At 46.5% G+C, this 19,386-nt stretch carries 16 protein-coding genes; 12 read left to right on the plus strand and 4 right to left on the minus strand.

The window, feature by feature from the left end:
- The first annotated feature begins 400 nt into the window (after positions 1–400).
- A complete protein-coding gene (locus AC0VYI_RS03765; RefSeq protein WP_475447419.1) occupies positions 401–796 on the plus strand; it encodes an accessory factor UbiK family protein in 396 nt (131 codons plus the stop codon).
- A gap of 13 nt (positions 797–809) precedes the next feature.
- On the opposite strand, the gene AC0VYI_RS03770 is transcribed toward AC0VYI_RS03765, so the two are convergent.
- Positions 810–1,037 carry a TIGR02450 family Trp-rich protein gene (locus AC0VYI_RS03770; RefSeq protein WP_475447421.1) on the minus strand — a complete coding sequence of 76 codons (228 nt, stop codon included), beginning with the start codon at positions 1,035–1,037 and terminating at the stop codon, positions 810–812.
- A 115-nt stretch (positions 1,038–1,152) separates the two neighbouring features.
- Here AC0VYI_RS03770 and AC0VYI_RS03775 point away from each other — a divergent pair, with 115 nt between their 5' ends.
- From AC0VYI_RS03775 to AC0VYI_RS03795, 5 genes are all read left to right on the plus strand, one after another.
- Complete coding sequence (locus AC0VYI_RS03775; protein WP_475447423.1) at positions 1,153–2,019, plus strand: YifB family Mg chelatase-like AAA ATPase; 867 nt, start codon at positions 1,153–1,155, stop codon at positions 2,017–2,019.
- A 473-nt stretch (positions 2,020–2,492) separates the two neighbouring features.
- On the plus strand, positions 2,493–2,930 hold the full coding sequence (locus AC0VYI_RS03780; protein WP_475447424.1) for an antitoxin Xre/MbcA/ParS toxin-binding domain-containing protein: 438 nt from the start codon (positions 2,493–2,495) through the stop codon (positions 2,928–2,930).
- Positions 2,931–3,314: 384 nt separating this feature from the next.
- Positions 3,315–3,701, plus strand: coding sequence for a S24 family peptidase (locus AC0VYI_RS03785; RefSeq protein WP_475447426.1), 387 nt, complete (start codon positions 3,315–3,317; stop codon positions 3,699–3,701).
- Positions 3,702–3,745: 44 nt separating this feature from the next.
- Positions 3,746–4,168, plus strand: a complete 423-nt coding sequence (locus AC0VYI_RS03790) for a hypothetical protein (RefSeq protein WP_475447428.1) — start codon at positions 3,746–3,748, stop codon at positions 4,166–4,168.
- Positions 4,169–4,239: 71 nt separating this feature from the next.
- The gene (locus AC0VYI_RS03795) at positions 4,240–4,623 is read left to right on the plus strand and encodes an antitoxin Xre/MbcA/ParS toxin-binding domain-containing protein (RefSeq protein ID WP_475447430.1); all 384 of its coding nucleotides are present in this window, start codon (positions 4,240–4,242) and stop codon (positions 4,621–4,623) included.
- A 76-nt stretch (positions 4,624–4,699) separates the two neighbouring features.
- Here the strand turns inward: AC0VYI_RS03795 and AC0VYI_RS03800 are convergent, their stop codons facing one another.
- Positions 4,700–4,999, minus strand: a complete 300-nt coding sequence (locus tag AC0VYI_RS03800; RefSeq protein ID WP_475447431.1) for a hypothetical protein — start codon at positions 4,997–4,999, stop codon at positions 4,700–4,702.
- A gap of 187 nt (positions 5,000–5,186) precedes the next feature.
- Entirely contained in the window at positions 5,187–5,495 is a 309-nt protein-coding gene (locus AC0VYI_RS03805; protein WP_475447433.1) for a hypothetical protein, read from the minus strand.
- 855 nt (positions 5,496–6,350) lie between these two features.
- Between AC0VYI_RS03805 and rdrA the strand changes: the two genes are divergently transcribed.
- The 6 genes from rdrA to AC0VYI_RS03835 all read left to right on the plus strand — a co-directional run bounded on the left by rdrA (position 6,351) and on the right by AC0VYI_RS03835 (position 18,734).
- Complete coding sequence (gene rdrA, locus AC0VYI_RS03810) at positions 6,351–9,056, plus strand: antiviral RADAR system adenosine triphosphatase RdrA (RefSeq protein WP_475447434.1); 2,706 nt, start codon at positions 6,351–6,353, stop codon at positions 9,054–9,056.
- Entirely contained in the window at positions 9,056–11,758 is a 2,703-nt protein-coding gene (rdrB, locus tag AC0VYI_RS03815) for an antiviral RADAR system adenosine deaminase RdrB (protein ID WP_475447435.1), read from the plus strand. The genes rdrA and rdrB overlap by 1 nt, the downstream gene beginning before the upstream one ends.
- Positions 11,759–12,237: 479 nt before the next feature.
- Entirely contained in the window at positions 12,238–12,486 is a 249-nt protein-coding gene (locus AC0VYI_RS03820) for a hypothetical protein (RefSeq protein ID WP_475447437.1), read from the plus strand.
- A gap of 57 nt (positions 12,487–12,543) precedes the next feature.
- Positions 12,544–12,834, plus strand: coding sequence for a tyrosine-type recombinase/integrase (locus tag AC0VYI_RS03825; RefSeq protein ID WP_475447439.1), 291 nt, complete (start codon positions 12,544–12,546; stop codon positions 12,832–12,834).
- A 466-nt stretch (positions 12,835–13,300) separates the two neighbouring features.
- Positions 13,301–17,134, plus strand: a complete 3,834-nt coding sequence (dsr1, locus tag AC0VYI_RS03830) for an anti-phage defense-associated sirtuin Dsr1 (protein WP_475447441.1) — start codon at positions 13,301–13,303, stop codon at positions 17,132–17,134.
- 346 nt (positions 17,135–17,480) lie between these two features.
- A complete protein-coding gene (locus tag AC0VYI_RS03835; RefSeq protein ID WP_475447442.1) occupies positions 17,481–18,734 on the plus strand; it encodes a DUF6602 domain-containing protein in 1,254 nt (417 codons plus the stop codon).
- Between the two features lie 362 nt (positions 18,735–19,096).
- Here AC0VYI_RS03835 and AC0VYI_RS03840 read toward each other — a convergent pair whose 3' ends face one another.
- A complete protein-coding gene (locus AC0VYI_RS03840; protein ID WP_475447444.1) occupies positions 19,097–19,363 on the minus strand; it encodes a hypothetical protein in 267 nt (88 codons plus the stop codon).
- Positions 19,364–19,386 lie beyond the last annotated feature (23 nt).

A 19,386-nucleotide genomic window follows, 5' to 3' on the forward strand; every position in this document is an offset into this window, starting at 1 on the left:
TTAATAGCGATTTTAGAAGGATTTAACTATCTCATTGCTTTTTATGGCAAATATCGATAACGCTTTGAGCATGATGAAAGCGATTTTCGCGGTTATAGCTCGTTTATGACTTAAAAGAGGGATCTGGGCTGCACAAAAACTAGGCATAGTGACTCAGTAGAGTGTGGGCTTTGTAAACTTCCTATGCCAGAAAAGGATTTCTTTGAGACAGTCTGTCTTATGATCTTTATACTAGTCGGTAGGAAAAGAGGTCGTTATGACGAGGTGATTGTGATGAGTCAGGTGTGGTTTTCTTGGTCGCTTCTTCTTAGAGAATGCCATTAAGTCATGTTATTGTTAGTTCGTCTTGATGTTACTTACTTATACTTTATACACAGCAAACAAAAGGGGAGATGGCGAGATGATTGATCAATTTATTAAACAGCTTAGTAGTGGTCTTGAGCAAGCGGCTGAGACCTTAGGGAAATTGCCAAAAGAAGAGATTCGCGCTCAGTTAGATCAAGTGGCACGTAATACATTGAAAAAGATGGACTTGGTGACTCGCGAAGACTTTGAGTTACAGTCTGCCATGCTGGCGAAATATCGAGAGCGCTTAGTCGCATTAGAGTCGCGTATTGATGAGTTGGAAAAGGCCGCAGAGGCGCCAGCTAAAAAAGAGCCAGCAAAAAGAACACCTACGAAAAGAGCACCCGCGAAAAAGGCTGCCCCTAAAGCGGAGGCCGCTCAAGAGGAGTCCACAGACAAGGCCGATACAAACAAAACTGATACGGACAAGACAGACACAAAAGACGTGTAATCTGTCGATGAGGTTATTGCCAGCCTTGTTTCCAATGGTCAGGTGACTTGAGATCCTGCCATGGAATTGTGTACTGTGTATGAGTGAGGACGGCCTCGATCACGCATTGCGTGATGATCTCTTGGTCGTCCCTGATAAGCTCTGTGACAAGAAAATGCTTTTCTTTCTTCTGAGGCGATGTGGATGTCCACTTTGATAAGAGTAGTTTTTTGGGATTAATTTGATTCATAGATGCTTGCATGCCTTCATTATTGTCTCGTGTTCTATTCGATACGCAGGAGCGCGAAATTCGGATGGTTATCGTGGCAAAAAAGAGGCTGAATTTACATAAAGAATAATGAGATCAAGGAGTGATCGTGAGTTTAGCCACAATATATGGCCGCGCCCGTGTTGGTGTTGCCTCCCCTCTTGTTACCGTAGAAACCCATATTTCCAATGGGTTGCCTTCTCTAAACATTGTTGGCTTACCAGAAGCCGCTGTTCGTGAAGCGAAAGATCGTGTGCGTAGCGCCATCATTAACAGTCATTTTGAATGGCCAACACGGCGCGTCACCATTAATCTTGCACCGGCTGATTTGCCCAAAGAAGGGGGGCGATATGATCTTGCCATCGCGATTAGCGTGTTAGCGGCGTCTGGTCAATTGGAGGAAGTTAATTATCGTGATTACGAATTTATTGGTGAATTGGCGCTGTCTGGTGAGTTAAGAGGCGTCTCAGGATTGTTACCTTCTGCTATTGCATGTCATCAAGCGAACCGACAATTGGTGTTGCCCTCAGAAAACCAACAGGAGGCGGCCTTAGTGGAAGGGGATGCCGTTCATGCCACTCATCTTACGCAAGTGACGGCTCACTTACTAAAACATGCCCGTTTACCTGATTGTATGCCTGCGCCGCCAGAGCCTCCGGCGTTAGATCATAAAGATATGAAGGATGTAAAAGGCCAATATCAAGCTCGCCGAGCCTTGGAAGTGGCCGCAGCAGGACGCCACAATTTACTGTTTATTGGGCCTCCAGGGACAGGTAAAACCATGTTGGCGTCCCGCTTACCTGGCATTATGCCAGCAATGATTGAAGAAGAAGCATTGGCGGTTGCTTCGGTGCAGTCGGTTGCTGGGCGAAAAATGGGGGCCGAGTGGCATTGGGGGGAACGACCCTTTCGCTCGCCTCATCATTCTAGTTCCGCTGCTGCACTGGTGGGCGGTGTAAGAAATATTGCTATTTGATAATAAATGATTTTCGTTGATATTTTACAGTGATAAATGATATTGGAGTTATTGTTGCTTTGGTTGAGTTGTGAGTATCCAATACTGGTAATATGAAAGGAAATCACACGCTTATTTATTATTCTAAAAAGGAAGGTGATGTCAGTGCTACATCATGCTCTTAAGATCATAGTCTCCTTCACACAATGGGTTGCCAACACTTCCAGCAATATCACAGCCTTATTAGAGAGCAAAGTTGTCAACTCTGAAATGAAATCGAGGTTTGTTGACCTTGCACCAACAGATATGGCTGATGAGACTGGTGTATATTCCGAAGCGATTTGATTTACAATGAATAACGCAAAGGTATCCTTATAGCAGCAACACCTAGTCGCAGACAAATTAGAAAAGTTACAAGATTATTTAGAGTCTCATTTTTATTAAAGTCTGCGGTCTAGTATATCCAATACGATCAAAACAATAGTGGACGGCCTATGAAATCGCTTGAAAGTGTCAAAAAATTTTCACTTGATTCTATCAATGATCTATTTCCTTGTGTTGATTTTATGTCGCCATCAGGCTATCTGTCGATTGTCCGATCAGGAGTTAGTGGTGATCAATTGAAGGCGATTACGGATTTGATAGGTGAAAAAGAGTTGATTGCTCGGTCAATCGGTACCACATCAAATTTAAGTAAGAGTTATCAGATCAAACGCTTATCTTCTACTGCGACGGATAATTTGATTGACCTGCTGAGAGTTTATATTCAAGCAGCAAAAATTTATGAGTCATTAGATTTGGCAAAAGAATGGATGTGTTCGTCTATTCCAGCTCTTGGAGGAGAGATTCCCGTTAACATGCTCGATTCACACGCAGGCCGCGAAGTTGTTCGTCAAACGCTTCGAAAAATGGAATTTGGAGATTATGTATAAAAAAGCAAAGAGATATCTCCTCAAAAACTTCAAGGCTTGCTATACATAGGCTGTTATGGGGTGGAGAGCCATTTGTCCGAATCGACTCAGAAAAATCTAATGTTATGGTGATGTGTAGTGGCGCTTGTGGTAAAGCATCTACCACAAGAATGGTGATAAGGAGTTGTGCGTTAACATTGTTTGGTAGATCAAAACACCTATAGAATCAATACTTTTGGCTATTCTCCAGAACAGATAGAGTTTAGCACACTCTGGGGGGCCCACTTGATTCCTAAAAATACCCTCAATTTTTGAGCGTAAATTCAAAACTCCCTTCTCCTACAAAAAATCACTTGGGCTTTGTCGCGACTTGAATCTATTCTGTATAGATGTACAGTGTTTTGGGTGTTTATTATACGCGTTACGTATCTTGGTGTGTCGGAGTCGGCGGCGTTTATCGAGGCCAATAGTGTGCGAATCCCGCTTTATGTGGATTCGGTATCGGCGGTTTTTCCTTCTCCTGCTCAGGACTTTATTGAGAAATCGTTGGATTTGAATGAGTTCTGTGTGGTGACCCCCGACCCCGACCCCGACCCCGACCCCGACGTTTTATGTGCGTGCTCAGGGGGAGATTTGATGATAGAGGCCAGTATTCATTCGGGTAACGTCTTGGTGGTGGGTCGTTCATTAACCGCTCGTCATGGCGATATCGTGATTGCTTGTATTCATGGGGGAAATGACGGTGAAGACGTTGGAGTTAAAGCCCAATGTGTTGCTTCGACTGAAGAATAAAGCCTATAAAGCGATTCATATGAGATGAGATGAAGAGGTGTTCCATGAATGAAAAAGAGACTAATGAAAATGACACTAAGGCATCAGAAGACAAAATAATAGCAAGTGTTTTTTTGTGGCTAGAGACGCAGTGTCTCCAAGAACATTGGGATTTATCTGATGAGCAAATATGTATCCTTCTTGGCAATATTACTATTCCAACTTGGGGTCAATGGAAAGAAACAGCACACAGAAGTGGGAGTTTTCAATTAGACCAGGAAACTATTGATAAATTGGCGCTGCTAGTGAGTATTGATAAGATGATTCACTTGAGTGCACCAAGTGGGTACGGTTACGATTTTTTCAAAAGGCCAATAAATCATCCGACATTTAATGGCAAATCAGCTAAAGAATTTATGCTGGAGAACCATTCACTTGACGGTTTTTTTAAGGTCAGAAATCATTTTCGAAGTAGAATACAGTTATAAACATCACCTTAGCCTTACAGGCTTTTCATGTTGGTCATCATTGTACCTAACAGTGATGATGGAGGGGATATATGAGCACTAAACGGGAAAAACATGCAGAAAAATGCATCGATATTAATGACGTTGAGAAAAGTCTTGATCAAGTTTTGAGTGAATCTAAAGGTGCCCCAGTTGCTATAATGAAGGACGGTAACCCCTTATATTACTGTGTTCCTACTGACACCTATGTCGCTATTTTAGAGGCGGTTGAAGCCTCTAAGATGGAAGGGGTGAATGTAAGAATTCACCAGCTAGGACTTAAAGTGTTTGGTAATGAAGAAAAATTCAAGTCATGGATGAAAAAGCCTGCAATAGCTTTAGAAGGTAAATCGCCAGAGTCAATGATGGTGACTAAAGAAGGAATTAAGCGGGTAAGTGATCTTTTAGGGCAAATTGGCCACGGTGTTGTTGTATAAATGAGTAGTGTAGCTATCTGGTATCCAGGGTTGAAATGATGACAATAGCACGTCGGATTTCTTTCTTGTAAAGGACTCAAATCCGACTTGTATTCGCTATGTCCTGATCTATCAAGACTTTTAGCATTGCAGCCTCTGAATTTATGGCTATCTGTCGTTTATTAAAAGTATCAAACTCTGCTGCCCCATCCTCATACCGTGCAATGACATTGCTCAAAGCCTCAATAATGATCAAGTTTTCGTCATAGTGTTCTAACAAGTCTTCTAAAAGTATAAGGGCTTGTTGGTGTTCACCAGAGTTCGCAATACCATTCAGAGTTGGCAACTGAGCTACTATCGCTTTAGCCATTTGTGTTATTGCGTTTGTCACTAACATTTCATTTGCCTATGGTTGTTAGGGGTGATTGAAGAAGATTTAACTTTATTTCTTAAACGGTCACTGGATAAAGGCTCTATTAATCGGGATCAAATCGTCCGGCATCTTCAATAAGATCTCTTCGGTCTGTTATGAAGTCAAGGTCCGCTTTTACCTGTAACGGTTGACTCCACTTTCTGTGTTTTTCTTAAGAGCCTTTACGAGATCGAACAATATAAGGTAGCTCTAATTCATTGAGTTGATCTATTAAAGCTTCAGCGAGTTCGTGATCTACATTGAGGAACAGTTCATCTGCGTGAAAAGTGTAAGAATCTAGCCCTTCAAGTAGTTCTGCTTCACTTAGTCGATTGTCATTTACTTGGTTTTTCGCCTGCTTAATCATAATTCTGTTTCCCTCGGCACAGGCTTCGATATGTGACCAACCATTTTTAGCTGCCATATCACGAATCGCACCAATTAATTTTAAACTCAGAGCTTCTTCCTCGCTCGCAGCCACTACTTTAAATATGCTTGAAAACTTGATTTAGGTCATCTCTTATCACCTTACAATAAAACCGATTACTGGTATGTAGTATATATAGCTAAGAGTTGTTTGGTGTACTGCAGCACAGAATTAGACGAAACAAATTTACTCACGGATTACATAGGGAGTTAATAGAACCGAAGGATATTGTTCATGCTATTTCGGTGTTTTTAACAGATATCTGGGGTAATAAATGGGTTTCAGACTTGAAAGAAGCGATGCTAACTGAGCCTCTCTATGGAATGCTTCAGGACGAAGAATAGAACATGCAACATCTTCATTATTATAAGTTTTTTGAAAAGTACCTTTCTAATTGAAAATTTAGAAAGGTACTAGGTATGCCAGAACGCGGATTATGCGTGCCTTGAACCAAATACGCCTGAGTCCACGGAAGTTCACTGCTGGCTGTGTCAAGGATATGCTGAGGTTGAGAGAATTTCGTGTAACGATGAGAAATGCCCTGCCAATGCGCTGTACTAAAGCTACTCTGATCTATGCCAGAACAAAAAACATTAGGGCTGTACAGATCTTACTTGGGCATTCGAAGCTAGATAACACTATTCGATATCTTGGAGTTGAACTAGAAGATGTCCTGAGGCTCTCAGAGCAAACAGATTGCTAGAAGTACTAATACAGGCTTTTCTTACCACTGAGAAGCCTGTGCCCCATAGTGAGTTTCAATTGATTGACTCCTCGCTTATCTATTGGCATTGACATCGTGCAAGTGTGCGACATGCAACATATGAGATGGTCAATTTCTTTTGTATTTGTCGTGATAGAATGAGTCAAAATTTCCTATTTAAAAAATCAGCTAGCTAGGTCCAATTCATGAGCCAGAACAAAAGATACATCCCTCTGAACGCCGGCGAATCCGCTGTCTTGCATGACGCCAATACCCTGCTACCCCGCGACGAAGTGTACGAACCTTTGGCCGAAATGATCAGTGAAGCAGTGAAGAAGGCTAAAGCAGCTACAGGCAGATCGCTTAATGAACTGCGCGAACATAACGCAATCTCGATAGACGGCGCACGTGGAACGGGTAAAACTGCCGTACTGGTCAACTTGAAAAGCTATCTCAAAGATCGGGAAGTATTAAAAGATGTCCATATCCTCGACCCGGTAGACCCTACTCTGCTAGAAGATGGTGACTCACTTTTCCTGCACATCATAGTTGCGGCGGTGCTGCACGACAAAGAAGTTAAAGAAGCGCAAAGAAAAGAGCCCAGCAAAGCCCGCAGCCTGAACCAGACGCTGGATAAACTCGCCCAGTCGCTGGAATCGGTCGAAACTCAACAAGACCGTCATGGCATGGACAAGGTACGCGCGATGTACAGCAATGAGCAGTTGGCCGACTGCGTACAGGATTTTTTCCGCGACGTGCTGTCATTACTTGAGAAAAAACTTCTGATTTTGCCGATTGATGACGTCGATACATCCTTGAATCGCGCCTTTGAAAACCTCGAAATCGTACGCCGTTATCTGGCCACGCCCCATGTCTTGCCTATCGTTTGTGGCGACCGAGAACTCTACAACGATGTGACCTGGCGCGATTTCCATGGCCGCCTGACTAAGGATTCCATATATCGTCGCAAAGAGGCGTATGAAAAGGCCGTAGAATTGGCTGCTGAGTATCAGCGCAAGATTCTGCCGTTCCCACGCCGTTTATCCATGCCGGAAGTCAGCAGCTATTGGCTGTGGGGGGCAGTTGGAGAAGAGGCGGCTGACACAAGAGTTACGCTCGGCAATGCAAGTGATGCAATGCCTTTGGCTAACTTCATTTCCTGGCTGGATATCTTTTTGACTGGACCGGTTAATGGTTCAGAAGGTAGTCGTCCCCCGTTGCCTATACCTTCTATGCGAGCCTTGTCGCAGCTAATCAGGCATTGCCATAAACTTATTCCGGAATTGCCAGCTGAAATTCGTACAGCCAAGGATGAGCTGAAGGTGCGGATCAGTTGGCAAATGCCTCCTAAACTTCAGGATGAAGCTGACAAAGCAGCGAAGCTTCAAGATGATGCTGATAAAGCAGCGAAACATCTTGATGAAGCAACGAAAGCTGAAAAACAGAAAAGAAATGAATTTGCACAGGAGCTCGCTAACTATTTCTGCTATGAACCCAAAGCCGGTACCGCCTATCTGGTATTGCTTGCCAAACTGCATTGGCAAAAGTGGTTCGACTCCTCATCCTCGCGGCATCGCAGTCTTCTTGAGACGCCCTTGTTCCAGCCGCTTGCGCATGCTACGGCCCACTTTGATCTTTTCGACAAAGCGGATGACCTTTCGGCATGGGCGATATCTTTGAAAGGACGTTTGCCTGAAGAGTGGTTGGTCGGTATCAAATCACAAAAAACCATCCTGCCGTATCCGGTGGCCGAAGTTGGGGTAAATTCAAGCAAGAAGTGGGATTACACCAAGGAAATTCATAGTCTTTCGATTGAGGGTTTGGAAGAGGTTCAAAAAAAGCAAAGGGCAAGCTTTTTAATTGCCTTGCTGGCACAGAATAATTTTTACACCAATGCCAAGCAAACCATGCTGCTAAATATTGGCCGGGTTTTCGAGTTGCTGATTGCTAGCATTGTCGGCCCGCTAATGGTTGAAGATATTCATGCCATCCTAGGTCGAGCCCCTTTCTTTTCTACTGCTGCGCTGGCACCGACAAAAACAATCACTTTTAACGAAAAAGAAAGTAAATCGGCAAGTGGTGCTGATGAAAGTGTGGAAAAGTCTCAAAGCGAACAATACGATATGAATTTAGTAGTAGAGGAACTTCATGAAGATATAGAGAGATGGCGCAAGACCTATAATGTTGACCAAATCGACCTTTCTCCTTGGTTGGTTTACAAGGTATTCAATAAGGTTTATAGCCAGGCAGCGAGTGATGAGTATGAGCCAAATGGCATGAAGAATATCGTAACGGCACTGAACATGGTAGCCCATACTTTCTACTCAACTTGGTTTTCCTTTGGTAGCTTTGAAAAAGGGGAACTATTTGGCTTAGCTAATGTGATAGCAACGACCAACATCAACCCTGAAAATCTAAATAATTACACAAACAATGACCAGTTTAATGTCAATGTTAAACCAATATTGGACGCAGTTGGGAAAGGCAATGCTTTGAAGGCCGTGAGTCTTGTGCTGGCAAAGCATCCTCTGAAGAAATGGATTGATGATACAATAAACTTGGATTGGCCCAAGTCTGAGGGTGATCTTGAGGCTAAAGCTGCACAGCACCTGAAAAAAGAACTTGGCATCACTGCCAAGAGTATAAATAAGTCAACAATAAAAACTCAAGCCAAAAAGCAAATAGAAAGATTAGGCTCAATATATGAGGAAATAAAAGCTAAATTCGGGCTTGAAAACAAGTACACAAAACTCCTGAAAGAGGTTTCTGATGAATTGACTAAGAATCTAGCGCCAAATTCGTCAAGTAAGGAGCAGCCCAGGAGTACCACCAAGGAACAGTCTCAAACTGAGACGGCGCAGCAACCAAATGTACCGCTGGCAGGACAAGAACAGGACAAGGACCCAGAGTAATGCTCCAGTGCTCACTGACTGAACATGTCGCCGAGTGTTTTTTCGGTGATAAAAAGTTGTCCTCATGGCTGTGGCAGTTGTTGCAACAGCCCACTGACGAATTGGATTCTGACCGTTGGCAGCGACTGCAAGTAGACTTCTACCATTTGCTGGTGGAAGGCGTTGAGGCGCATTATCCGCGTGAACACAGGCTGACCGATGTGCGCCAGTTGATGGGGAGAATGCTCGATGGGCATTTGCTGCTGACGTCAAAACTCCCTTGGCTGGACGAGCTGCAACAGCGGCTATTGCAGCGCAATGGCGATTTGCTGTGCTACCGCGAGGGTGAGGTGCAGGCGTATGCGCGCCTCGCAGCGGGGTTGGATCCGACCTTGCTAGCAGGCTGGCATCTAGCGCAATGGCTCAACGACATACCGCAGCCACAGGCGCACGATATTCGACGTGTCGTGTCCGCGCAGACAGCATTTTTCGCCCCGCCCGGCAATTCCTTACTACCATTTGCCGAAGGTCATGTGCATTTCTGGGGCGTCACCGCAGATAGCGCGATCCTCGATGACTATCTGCTGGCGAGTGGCGAGTTGACACGGGTAGACAAGGCAAATCTGTGGCAGCACGAACAACACGACAATCTTCAGCCCTTGTTGCATCGTGCGCGTCAACTGCTGTTGTTATTGCTGGAACTATGTCGTCCGAATGCTTGGCTGCAGCATTTGGCGCGGCTCAATCTTGCTATGGACACACCTATCCACAAGCCGGACTGGGAGTTGTTGGCAGCCAGCCAGCGTGCGGAAACTATTGGTAGCGCCGATTGGCTGTTAGGTGAATTCGCATTGTCGATGAAGCGTAGTGATGCCAATCGCTGGTTATGGCTGTATGCCTATCTTTGCCGTCGCTACGACGAGCAGGACACGCATCCCCTGCAACGCGCAGCCATCTTGTGTTTCTGGCAAACGATCAATCAGCTGCGCCGCAGCCTGATCATGGATGGACAAGGGTTGACGCGTTTTGCCGAGCGCTATTTCAGTTCGGCAATGCAGCGCAAGCCTATAGGAAATGACAATATCCGCCGACTGTGGCCTGCTACTGCGGATGTGGCTGAGATCAAGTCAGGACCATTGGCATTCAAGCCTAAGTTAGTAAGTGAAATTGCTCGCGGTCTGATTGCGAATGCCAGCTTGTCTTTACCAAAGCCCCCTTACATTTTTGGCGAATCTGATATAAAGCTGAATATGCAAGCTTTGGCCACCATGCAGGCAATGGAGCGCTGGCAATTCTGTGGCCATTTCTCTCGCTCGCAGGCGCACAAACAAAACCATCGGCCCAAGTCGGATGGCAAAAAGCTGTGGCAAGAGGCCGAGAAGCTGATGCAAAATCTGCACAGTGCTTCGAGCTGGGACGCACCCGAGCTTTTAGGTGGTAAGCTGAACCCGAATTTCCACTTTCAGCCTGCCAGATGGTTTCGTGGGCTGGATGTAGCGGGGGATGAAAATGCGCTGAAAATCGAGTGGTTTGCACCGGTGCTGCGTTGGTTACGTAGCGGCTTCAAACCATTCCCGGATGGCGAGCGAGCTAGCACTGGCTTTCACCTGAGTATTCATGCTGGCGAGGATTATGCCCATCCTGCATCGGGCATGCGTCATATCGACGAGACGGTGCGTTTTTGCGAGATGCGAGAAGGTGACAGATTGGGGCATGCACTGGCGTTGGGCATAGTTCCGAAACAGTGGGCCACACGTCAGGGCGAGATGATGTTGCCGCTGGATGAGCATCTGGATAATCTGGTGTGGCTGTGGCATCACGCCAGTGTGCTAAGTGGCGTACTGCCGCTAGCGCAGCAGGTATTAACCTTGTTCGAGCGGCGCATTAAGCGTTTCTGGCGTTTGTCGAGCTGGTGGCAGATCCCAGATTTAATGGCTGTCACAGGCTGCGATGAGATAGAGTCTGTAGATCAGGTTGCTAGTTTCGATACTTCGCCTTTACGACACGCGACGCCGGATGATTTGTATCAGGCCTGGTGTCTGCGGCGTAATTGTCATTATCGGCTGGGAGTGGTTGGTGATGGCTGGCGAGTTACTTCGCAAGAGCAGTATGCCTTGCCTGATCATCAAGAATTGAGCGAGAAACGTACGCTGGCGAGTCAGCTGTATCAGGCTCGGCATGATGGGCTGGCTTCGCTGACAGAAGCGCCGCTGGTGATTGTACGTATAGGTGACGAAGCGGCGGCGCATGGATGGTTTCAGCCCAAGCTTGGCCGCAAGGCTGATGAAAACATTCTGGAAGATGTCGATACCCCGGTAGAGCTGGATTTCATGCACGCTCTGCAGGACTGGTTACTGACCGAATATGACAAGCTGGGACTCATCATCGAATCCAACCCTACGTCCAATGTTTATATCGCACGGCTGAAATCACACTCCGAGCACCCAATTTTCCGTTGGTCTCCTCCGGACGAATCGACGCTAAACCACGGCGCAGAAGCCAACCTTTACGGTCTGCGCCGTGGTCCGATACGAGTACTGGTAAATACCGACGACCCTGGCATTATGCCGACTACGTTAAGAACTGAGTATCTATTGCTAAGAGGGGCAGCAATGGATCGAGGGATTGGCCGAACTGTTGCCGAGCGCTGGTTAGAAGAGCTGAGAATCTTTGGCATTGAGCAATTTCGAAGAAACCACTTGCCTGTTTTTGAAACTATCTAACCCCCCAAAAAAGTAGATCTTGGGTAAATGCAACATGTGGTGATGGAATGCCAGTGTTACAGTGATATGCGAGAAGCAAGCTATGAAGTAATAGATTTTCTTGAATACACCTGGCTTTGCTTGGCTAAGTTTTACCCTCTCGGACATTAGGGCGGTGAAGATGCAGAGGCATAAATTCGGAGCTAGATACAAGATTGTTTCACGTTTTACTGGTCTAAACATGAACCCGAGGGGACAGGAACTTGAAAGCTTAATTGTTGACACAGTGTCAGCGCTGTTTATCAACAAAGATGATTTTGATTATTCTGTGTGGAAAACGTCATAGAAAGTTGAGGCCCAACAAGCCCATTTAGTGTAGAAATATTAATCTGAGATTCACATATAATGCTGAAAATCTAACATAGAAATGTCCATACCTTAGTCAACAAAGCAAAGCAATCTAGCTATTATCAATAGTGACTTTTAATTAGGAGGTCACTATGAAGCCAGAACTAAACCACAATGCTACTGGTGTGAAACGCCCTTTCAAGCTTGAAGAGATTTGGCGTATTCGCACTCGAATTGAAATTCAAAACAACTTGATGCAATTAGCCTTACTTAATTTGGCTATAGATAGCAAGCTAAGATCATGTGACTTACTCTCTTTAAAAGTTCGAGACGTTGCTACTCACGATCAAGTATTTGAAAGGGTTCAATTGACGCAGAAGAAAACAGGGATCGAAGTTTAATTTGAGATAACTCCGAGAAGACAACAAAGTATTAGCTATTGGGTTCAAGAAGTTAAATTGCAACCTAGTGATTATTTGTCTCGCAGTTTACGTCGCTCTAATCAACCAATAAGCTATTCATATTACAGGTCTATCATCAGGAGTTGGGCTAAGCAATTAGGGCTTGATTCTGACCAATATGGAACTCACTCAATGCGAAGAACCAAAGCGATTTTGGTTTATGCTCGAACCAAAAATATACGTGCCGTTCAGTTACTACTTGGTCATACAAAAATTGATAACACCATCAGATATTTGGGAATAGAGATTGAAAACGCCATTAAGATATCGAGAGAAACCGATTGTTGATTTAACGCAGGCAGTGTTCTTGTGCTGCCTTTGCCCCATCCCATGTTTCGGCTCGTTAGTTCAATCGAAAATTCCCACTCCTGCTGCCATACAAATTCTTATCTTTTTGCCTATGTTTGGTCTTACAATAACTCTGCTTAAAATATATGGTTATACAGTCGTATTTAAATTTAGACATTTTGAGATGATTTCAAGAAAATCTCAGTGCGCACTAATGCCATCGATTGCAAATAAAACTCTATAAAATCAGATGACTATAGTAGCTTGCTTTTGGTAATAACTTTGGAAAACGCACTTGCGCGTTTTTCCTGATGGAGTGTTTGATAGAAAGCTGATAAGTTCTTTGCATACATAAAGTTACCTGTGTGAGTAATCACAGGTCCAACAGAGTAAACGTGCATTCGTACAAATAAGAAGTTAGACCCATTGAGCCCTCAAACATACGCATTGGAAAGGAAATATAGGAATGCAATTCATCACGGACGGCCCTGACATTCCAGATGCGCTCTTGCAGGCCCACGAGGAAGGCCGCGTGGTGTTCTTCTGCGGTGCAGGAATTTCCTATCCTGCTGGCTTACCGGGTTTCAAGGGACTTGTAGAGCAAATTTACCGGCTGAGCGGGACGGCACTTTCGGATATTGAACGAGAGGCCTTCGAGCGTGGGCAGTTCGATGCCACACTTGATCTGCTCGAACGGCGCTTGCCGGGCCAGCGTCTAGCAGTCCGTCGCGCTCTGGCAAATGCCTTGAAGCCGAAGCTCCGCCGCAAGGGGGCTACCGATACACAAGCGGCACTGTTGCATCTTGCGCGCAGTCGCGAGGGCGCGATGCGGCTGGTCACCACTAACTTTGATCGCATCTTTCATGTGGCGGCCAAGCGCACGGGTCAAGCGTTCCAAGAGTACGCCGCTCCGATGCTGCCAATCCCAAAAAACAGCCGTTGGAACGGGCTAGTTTATCTGCACGGCCTGTTATCCGAAAAGATGGACGACACGATCCTGAACCGTCTAGTTGTCACCAGCGGTGATTTCGGCTTGGCCTACCTCACAGAGCGCTGGGCTGCACGCTTTGTAAGCGAGTTGTTCCGCAATTACGTGGTCTGTTTCGTGGGTTACAGCATCAACGATCCGGTGCTTCGCTACATGATGGATGCGCTGGCAGCCGACCGGATGCTGGGCGAAGTTACGCCGCAGGCCTGGGCGCTGGGCGATTGCGAATCGGGGCAAGAGCAAAGCAAGACCATCGAGTGGGAAGCCAAGGGCGTCACGCCCATCCTTTATAACGTACCCGCTGACAGTTACGACCACTCAGCGCTGCACCAGACTTTGCACGTATGGGCAGACACCTACCGCGACGGTGTGCAAGGCAAAGAGGCCATCATCGTCAAGCACGCCTTGGCCCGGCCACAGGACAGCACGCGGCAGGACGATTTTGTAGGACGGATGCTTTGGGCCTTATCGGATAAATCGGGCTTGCCGGCTAAACGTTTCGCCGAATTCAACCCCACCCCTTCGCTTGACTGGCTGTTGGAACCCTTCTCGGATGAGCGTTTCGGGCACGGCGATCTGGTCCGCTTTGGTGTGCCGCCGCGAGACGAAGTGGACATAAAACTGCGCTTCAGTTTGATTCGTAGGCCTGCACCATATGACCATACACAACCTATGCAGCTTGTCTCCGGTAGCCTGACCGAAAGCAAATTGGATAACGTGATGTTTCAATTGGCACGATTGTTTGTACGCCACCTAGATGACCCGAGACTGGTCATCTGGATTGCGCAAAATGGTGGGAAGCTGCATGACAGTTGGCAATGGCTTATCGAAAATGAGTTGGACCGTTTTGCTTCATTGGAGTGTGATGGCAAGACCTCTGAGCTGGCTGAAATCCGTTTACACTCACCCAAAGCCATTCCTAGCCCCCTTATGCGCACCTTATGGCGGCTATTGCTTAGCGGCCGAGTGAAATCCCCATGGTACGACCCCAATCTGTATCGCTGGAATGGTAGACTGAAGCGAGATGGGCTGACCTCCACACTGCGTCTGGAGTTGCGGGAGTTGCTTGCACCCAAGGTCGTCTTGAAGAAGCCGTTTCGCTTGGGTGACGACGACTCAAACAGTACCGACGAGCCTGCGCGGATCAACCAATTGGTGAATTGGGAACTCGTGCTGGCCGCTGATCACGTGCAATCTACTTTGCGCGACTTAGCCGACGAGAACTGGACATCGGCCCTGCCGCTCCTGCTGGAGGATTTTCAGCAGCTATTGCGTGATGCACTGGATCTGTTACACGAGTTGGGTGAGGCCGACGACCACAGCGACCGGTCGCATTGGGATCTCCCGTCCATTACGCAACATTGGCAGAACCGGGGCTTCCGAGACTGGGCGAGCCTGATTGAATTGCTGCGCGATGCATGGTTAGCGGTTCGCGCGAACGACAGCATGCGCGCGACACGAATCGCACAGAACTGGTTTGAATTGCCATACCCCACCTTCAAACGCCTTGCCCTGTTTGCCGCCAGTCAGGATGGTTGCATCCCGTCCGAGCAATGGGTGGATTGGCTGCTGACCGATGGGGCGTGGTGGCTGTGGTCCACAGATACGGGGCGGGAGGTGTTCAGACTGTTCATTCTACAGGCGCGGCAGTTGGAAGAGGGCGCTCAAGAGCGTTTGGAGGCAGCCATCTTGGCGGGTCCACCACGCGATATGTATCGGGATGATCTGGAGCCAGATCGATGGCAAGACTTGGTGGCTCGCTCTGTCTGGCTGCATCTGGCCAAACTGAACACATCGGGCCTCGCTCTTGGAGCAGATGCAGCGGTACGCTTGGCGGAAATTTCCAATGCCTATCCGCAATGGCAGCTGGCGACCAACGAGCGTGACGAGTTCTCGCACTGGATGAGTGGCACTGGCGATCCTGATTACGAGGACAGTCGAAACGTCGATATTGCTCCCCGCAAGCGGCAGGAGCTGGTGCAATGGCTCACAAAGCCGCCGCCGGGACCGCGACCTTTCTACGAAGATACGTGGCGTGACGTTTGCCGCACGCGTTTCTTTCATAGTCTGACCGCATTATATGATTTGGCACAGGATAGCGTATGGCCCGCTGGCCGATGGCGCGAGGCTCTGCAGGCCTGGGTCGAAGAAGGATCAGTGTTGCGCTCCTGGCGATACGCAGCACCGTTGGTTCAGACCATGCCCGATGCCGTACTTCAGGAGATTGCTCACAGTGTAACGTGGTGGATGGAAGCTACATCCAAATCGATCAATCGCCACGAGGACATTCTGCTGGAGTTGTGCCGTCGCGTGCTTTCGCTGCCGTTCGAAGCTGACTCAGGTTCCCGCATCATCCGTAATGGTGTCGAAACCTACGACCCCGTCAGTTCTGCAATCAACCATCCCATTGGGCATGTCACTCAAGCCCTGATCAATCTTTGGTTCAAGAAGAACCCGAATGACAACGATCTGCTTCCAGCCGACCTCAAGCCCATTTTCACGACCCTGTGCGACGTGCAAGAGGACCGATTCCGCCACGGCAGGGTACTGCTGGGGTCGCGGCTAATTGCATTTTTCCGCGTAGACCGTCCATGGACGGAGCAATACCTGTTGCCGCTTTTCAGTTGGAGTAATCCGGCCGAAGCAAAAGCAGTGTGGGAAGGTTTTCTATGGTCTCCTCGTTTGTATCAGCCCTTGTTGATTGCTTTCAAGCCAGAGTTCCTGGAGAGCGCAAACCGCTACGCCGACCTTGGCGAGCATCGGCAGCAATTCTCGGCGTTCCTAACCTATGCAGCATTGGGCCCGACCGAGGAATACTCCGCAGATGAGTTCCGATCCGCGATTGGTGAGCTTCCACAAGAAGGCCTAGAGGAATCTGCGCAGGCGCTCTCCCAGGCGCTTGAAGGTGCAGCCGATCAGCGTGAGGACTACTGGAAAAACCGTGTCCAGCCGTTCTGGCAACAGATCTGGCCAAAGTCCCGCGACTTAGCCACCCCGCGAATCGCCGAGTCTTTGACCCGGTTGGTCATTGCTGCCCGAGGCGAGTTTCCGGCGGCCTTGGCTGCGGTGCAGGACTGGCTGCGACCCATTGAACACCCTCTCTACGTCGTTCATCTACTTGTCGAATCTGGCCTGTGTAAACGATTCCCAACGGAGGCACTGTTGCTGTTGAATTCAGTGATTGCCGACCAACAGTGGGCGCCCCGGGAGTTGGGGCAATGCTTGGACGACATCGTGCAGGCTGATCCACAGCTTGGGCAAGATGCTCGATACCAGCGACTAAGTGAATACCGTCGAAGACTCGGCGCGTGATAGTGGGGGGGATTGGTGTCATGCTATCGGTGGGGTCAAACAAGGCAAATGGTTAAAAAGGGCCACTTCGCTCTGCTTTTTTTGCCGCCATAAACATTTTTATCCAAAACAGACGAGTTAGAGTTAAGGCTTTAACTCGAAAATGTCCAATGCTGGGCTAGCTACTGTGACTAGCTCGGTTCTGCCCCAAAGTAAGCTAGCATTGACTGACATTACATCTCACCAACGCGTCAATTGACTTAATTTTTCTCATACCAGTGCAGTACCTAGATAATCGTGGTCTTCACACCAACATGTTATGCTGCAAAAAATATGCAACTAGTAAGACTCTTTGTTAGGAGCTGTAATGCCTAAAAAAAATAGCTTTGAAAAAAAAGAAACAAGTCTTCGAGAATCAATCATAGACAGAGCAAAAAGAGCTATTGCTTTAAGATCGAAAGATAGGGAGTTTCATGGTTTAGAAAGAGAATTCTACAACTACCAAGCGAAGATGATTGTAGAGTATGAAACAACAAAAGATATCAAGCATCCACGAGATGTAGGCAATGCTAGAGAGACAATCCTCAGAGAATTCTTGAATAATGGGTGCTTACCTAAAAAATATTCAGTGTCTTCTACTAGTGTAAGGGTGGCTTCTCCATCGGGGCATTTAAGTCACGAAATGGACATTGTCTTGTATGATAAAGATGAACTAGTCACGCTAATGAATAGAAATAACGTGTATGAGGTTTACCCAGTAGAGAACACATATGGTGTAATTCAAGTTAAGTCTAAGCTAACCACAAAAGAATTAAAGTCGGGGCTAGATAATCTTAGATCATATAAGAAGCTGAACCCTCAAGGCTTTGGGGTACTTTTCTCTTATTGTAGTGATATGAACTGGGATCTAATTATTAAGCACCTAAAGACTTATGCAGTTGAAAACCCTAGTGATTACTACCCAAATTTTGTATTTATCTTAGACAGGGGATTCTTTGCGTTCGGTTCTGATGGTAAAGCAGAATTCCTTAGCCATAAAGTTGCTGAACTCGACAATGTGAATATACATGGGTTTCCTGATAGGCAGCAGCAGAATCTCTACCAATTTCAGTTGATGTTGCTTGAGTTATGCAGAACTAGTAGGACTTCACTTCCTCAAATGCAAAACTATTTTAGTCTTCCCTTTGTCAGTGAAGAGAAGTCCTACAGGTTTGCACTAGGTAGCATTGCTGAGTTTGGTGTTTGTGAAGAGCATGGTGACTTTGCTAGGAAGATATCAAGCGATAGCTTAAGTAAGATAATAGATTGGTGTAAAATTCAAGAGCCTATCAATGGAGTTAAAGCTACTTACCTAGCCTTTGGCATGCCCGAGGATGAAGAGGCTTATGCTCGACAGCCTAGCCTAGTTTATATCTATAACCCAGAAGATCTTGCACTGTCAGATGTACTTAAGCATGACCGTAAACTTGGAAATTACAAAGTACCTTCAATTGCTTATGACATCATTATATCCAATGATATGTGTATTTGGTTACCATATTACTATTCAGTTAAAGAAGAACTAATTTCTCATTGCCCCAAATGTCCAAGTCCATTAGAGCGGTTAGTGGAAACAGAGTGATGGTAGGGGGTTATAGAGTTTTGTCAGTGGTGTGTTGCTGGTAATGTGCTTTCGATACTAAGAATTAGCCGAGATATTAAAACTACATCAGCATTGTAAATCGGAATTGTCCATCTTCGTTTCAGACTGTTTAGGCTGAAACATTTCTGCCCCATTATGTGTTTCAATTTAACACCTGCTCGCTGCGGCAAAGCATAATTGAACTTAGTTTTGGTAATACTATAAGCCTGAAAATTTACTTAGAAAACGCATTTGACTAGGTGAGAAAAATCCGTTTACTGCAGTTAAAAGAGCATGATCACTCCATTTACTCGTTAGTACATCTAAGATATGAAGCCTCCCAAGCGAGCTAGCTTTTGTAGCTAGCTCCAATCAGCCCCATTCCATGCCAGCACGATCAAATTCACAAACCACGGAGAGGCGGTTTGACCTATTTTTCTAATGCCACCACTCACGCCAAGAGAATTGCAATGAGCGGTCAGTAAACTACGGTGTTTTGGGAGGGATGTGTGAAACCAATTAATCAAAGGTGGTTCTAGGAATGCCTCGACTTTGTCACCATATACAATAAGTGTCTGCTTACATTGCGGTTTATTGTGTTTTTCATCAATACAAAGTGTGATTGACATAACTTGTAAAGCCAATCTGTATA

This window comes from Marinomonas sp. 63XJN7_9_ISO-PGPR-S23-217 (assembly GCF_056173515.1).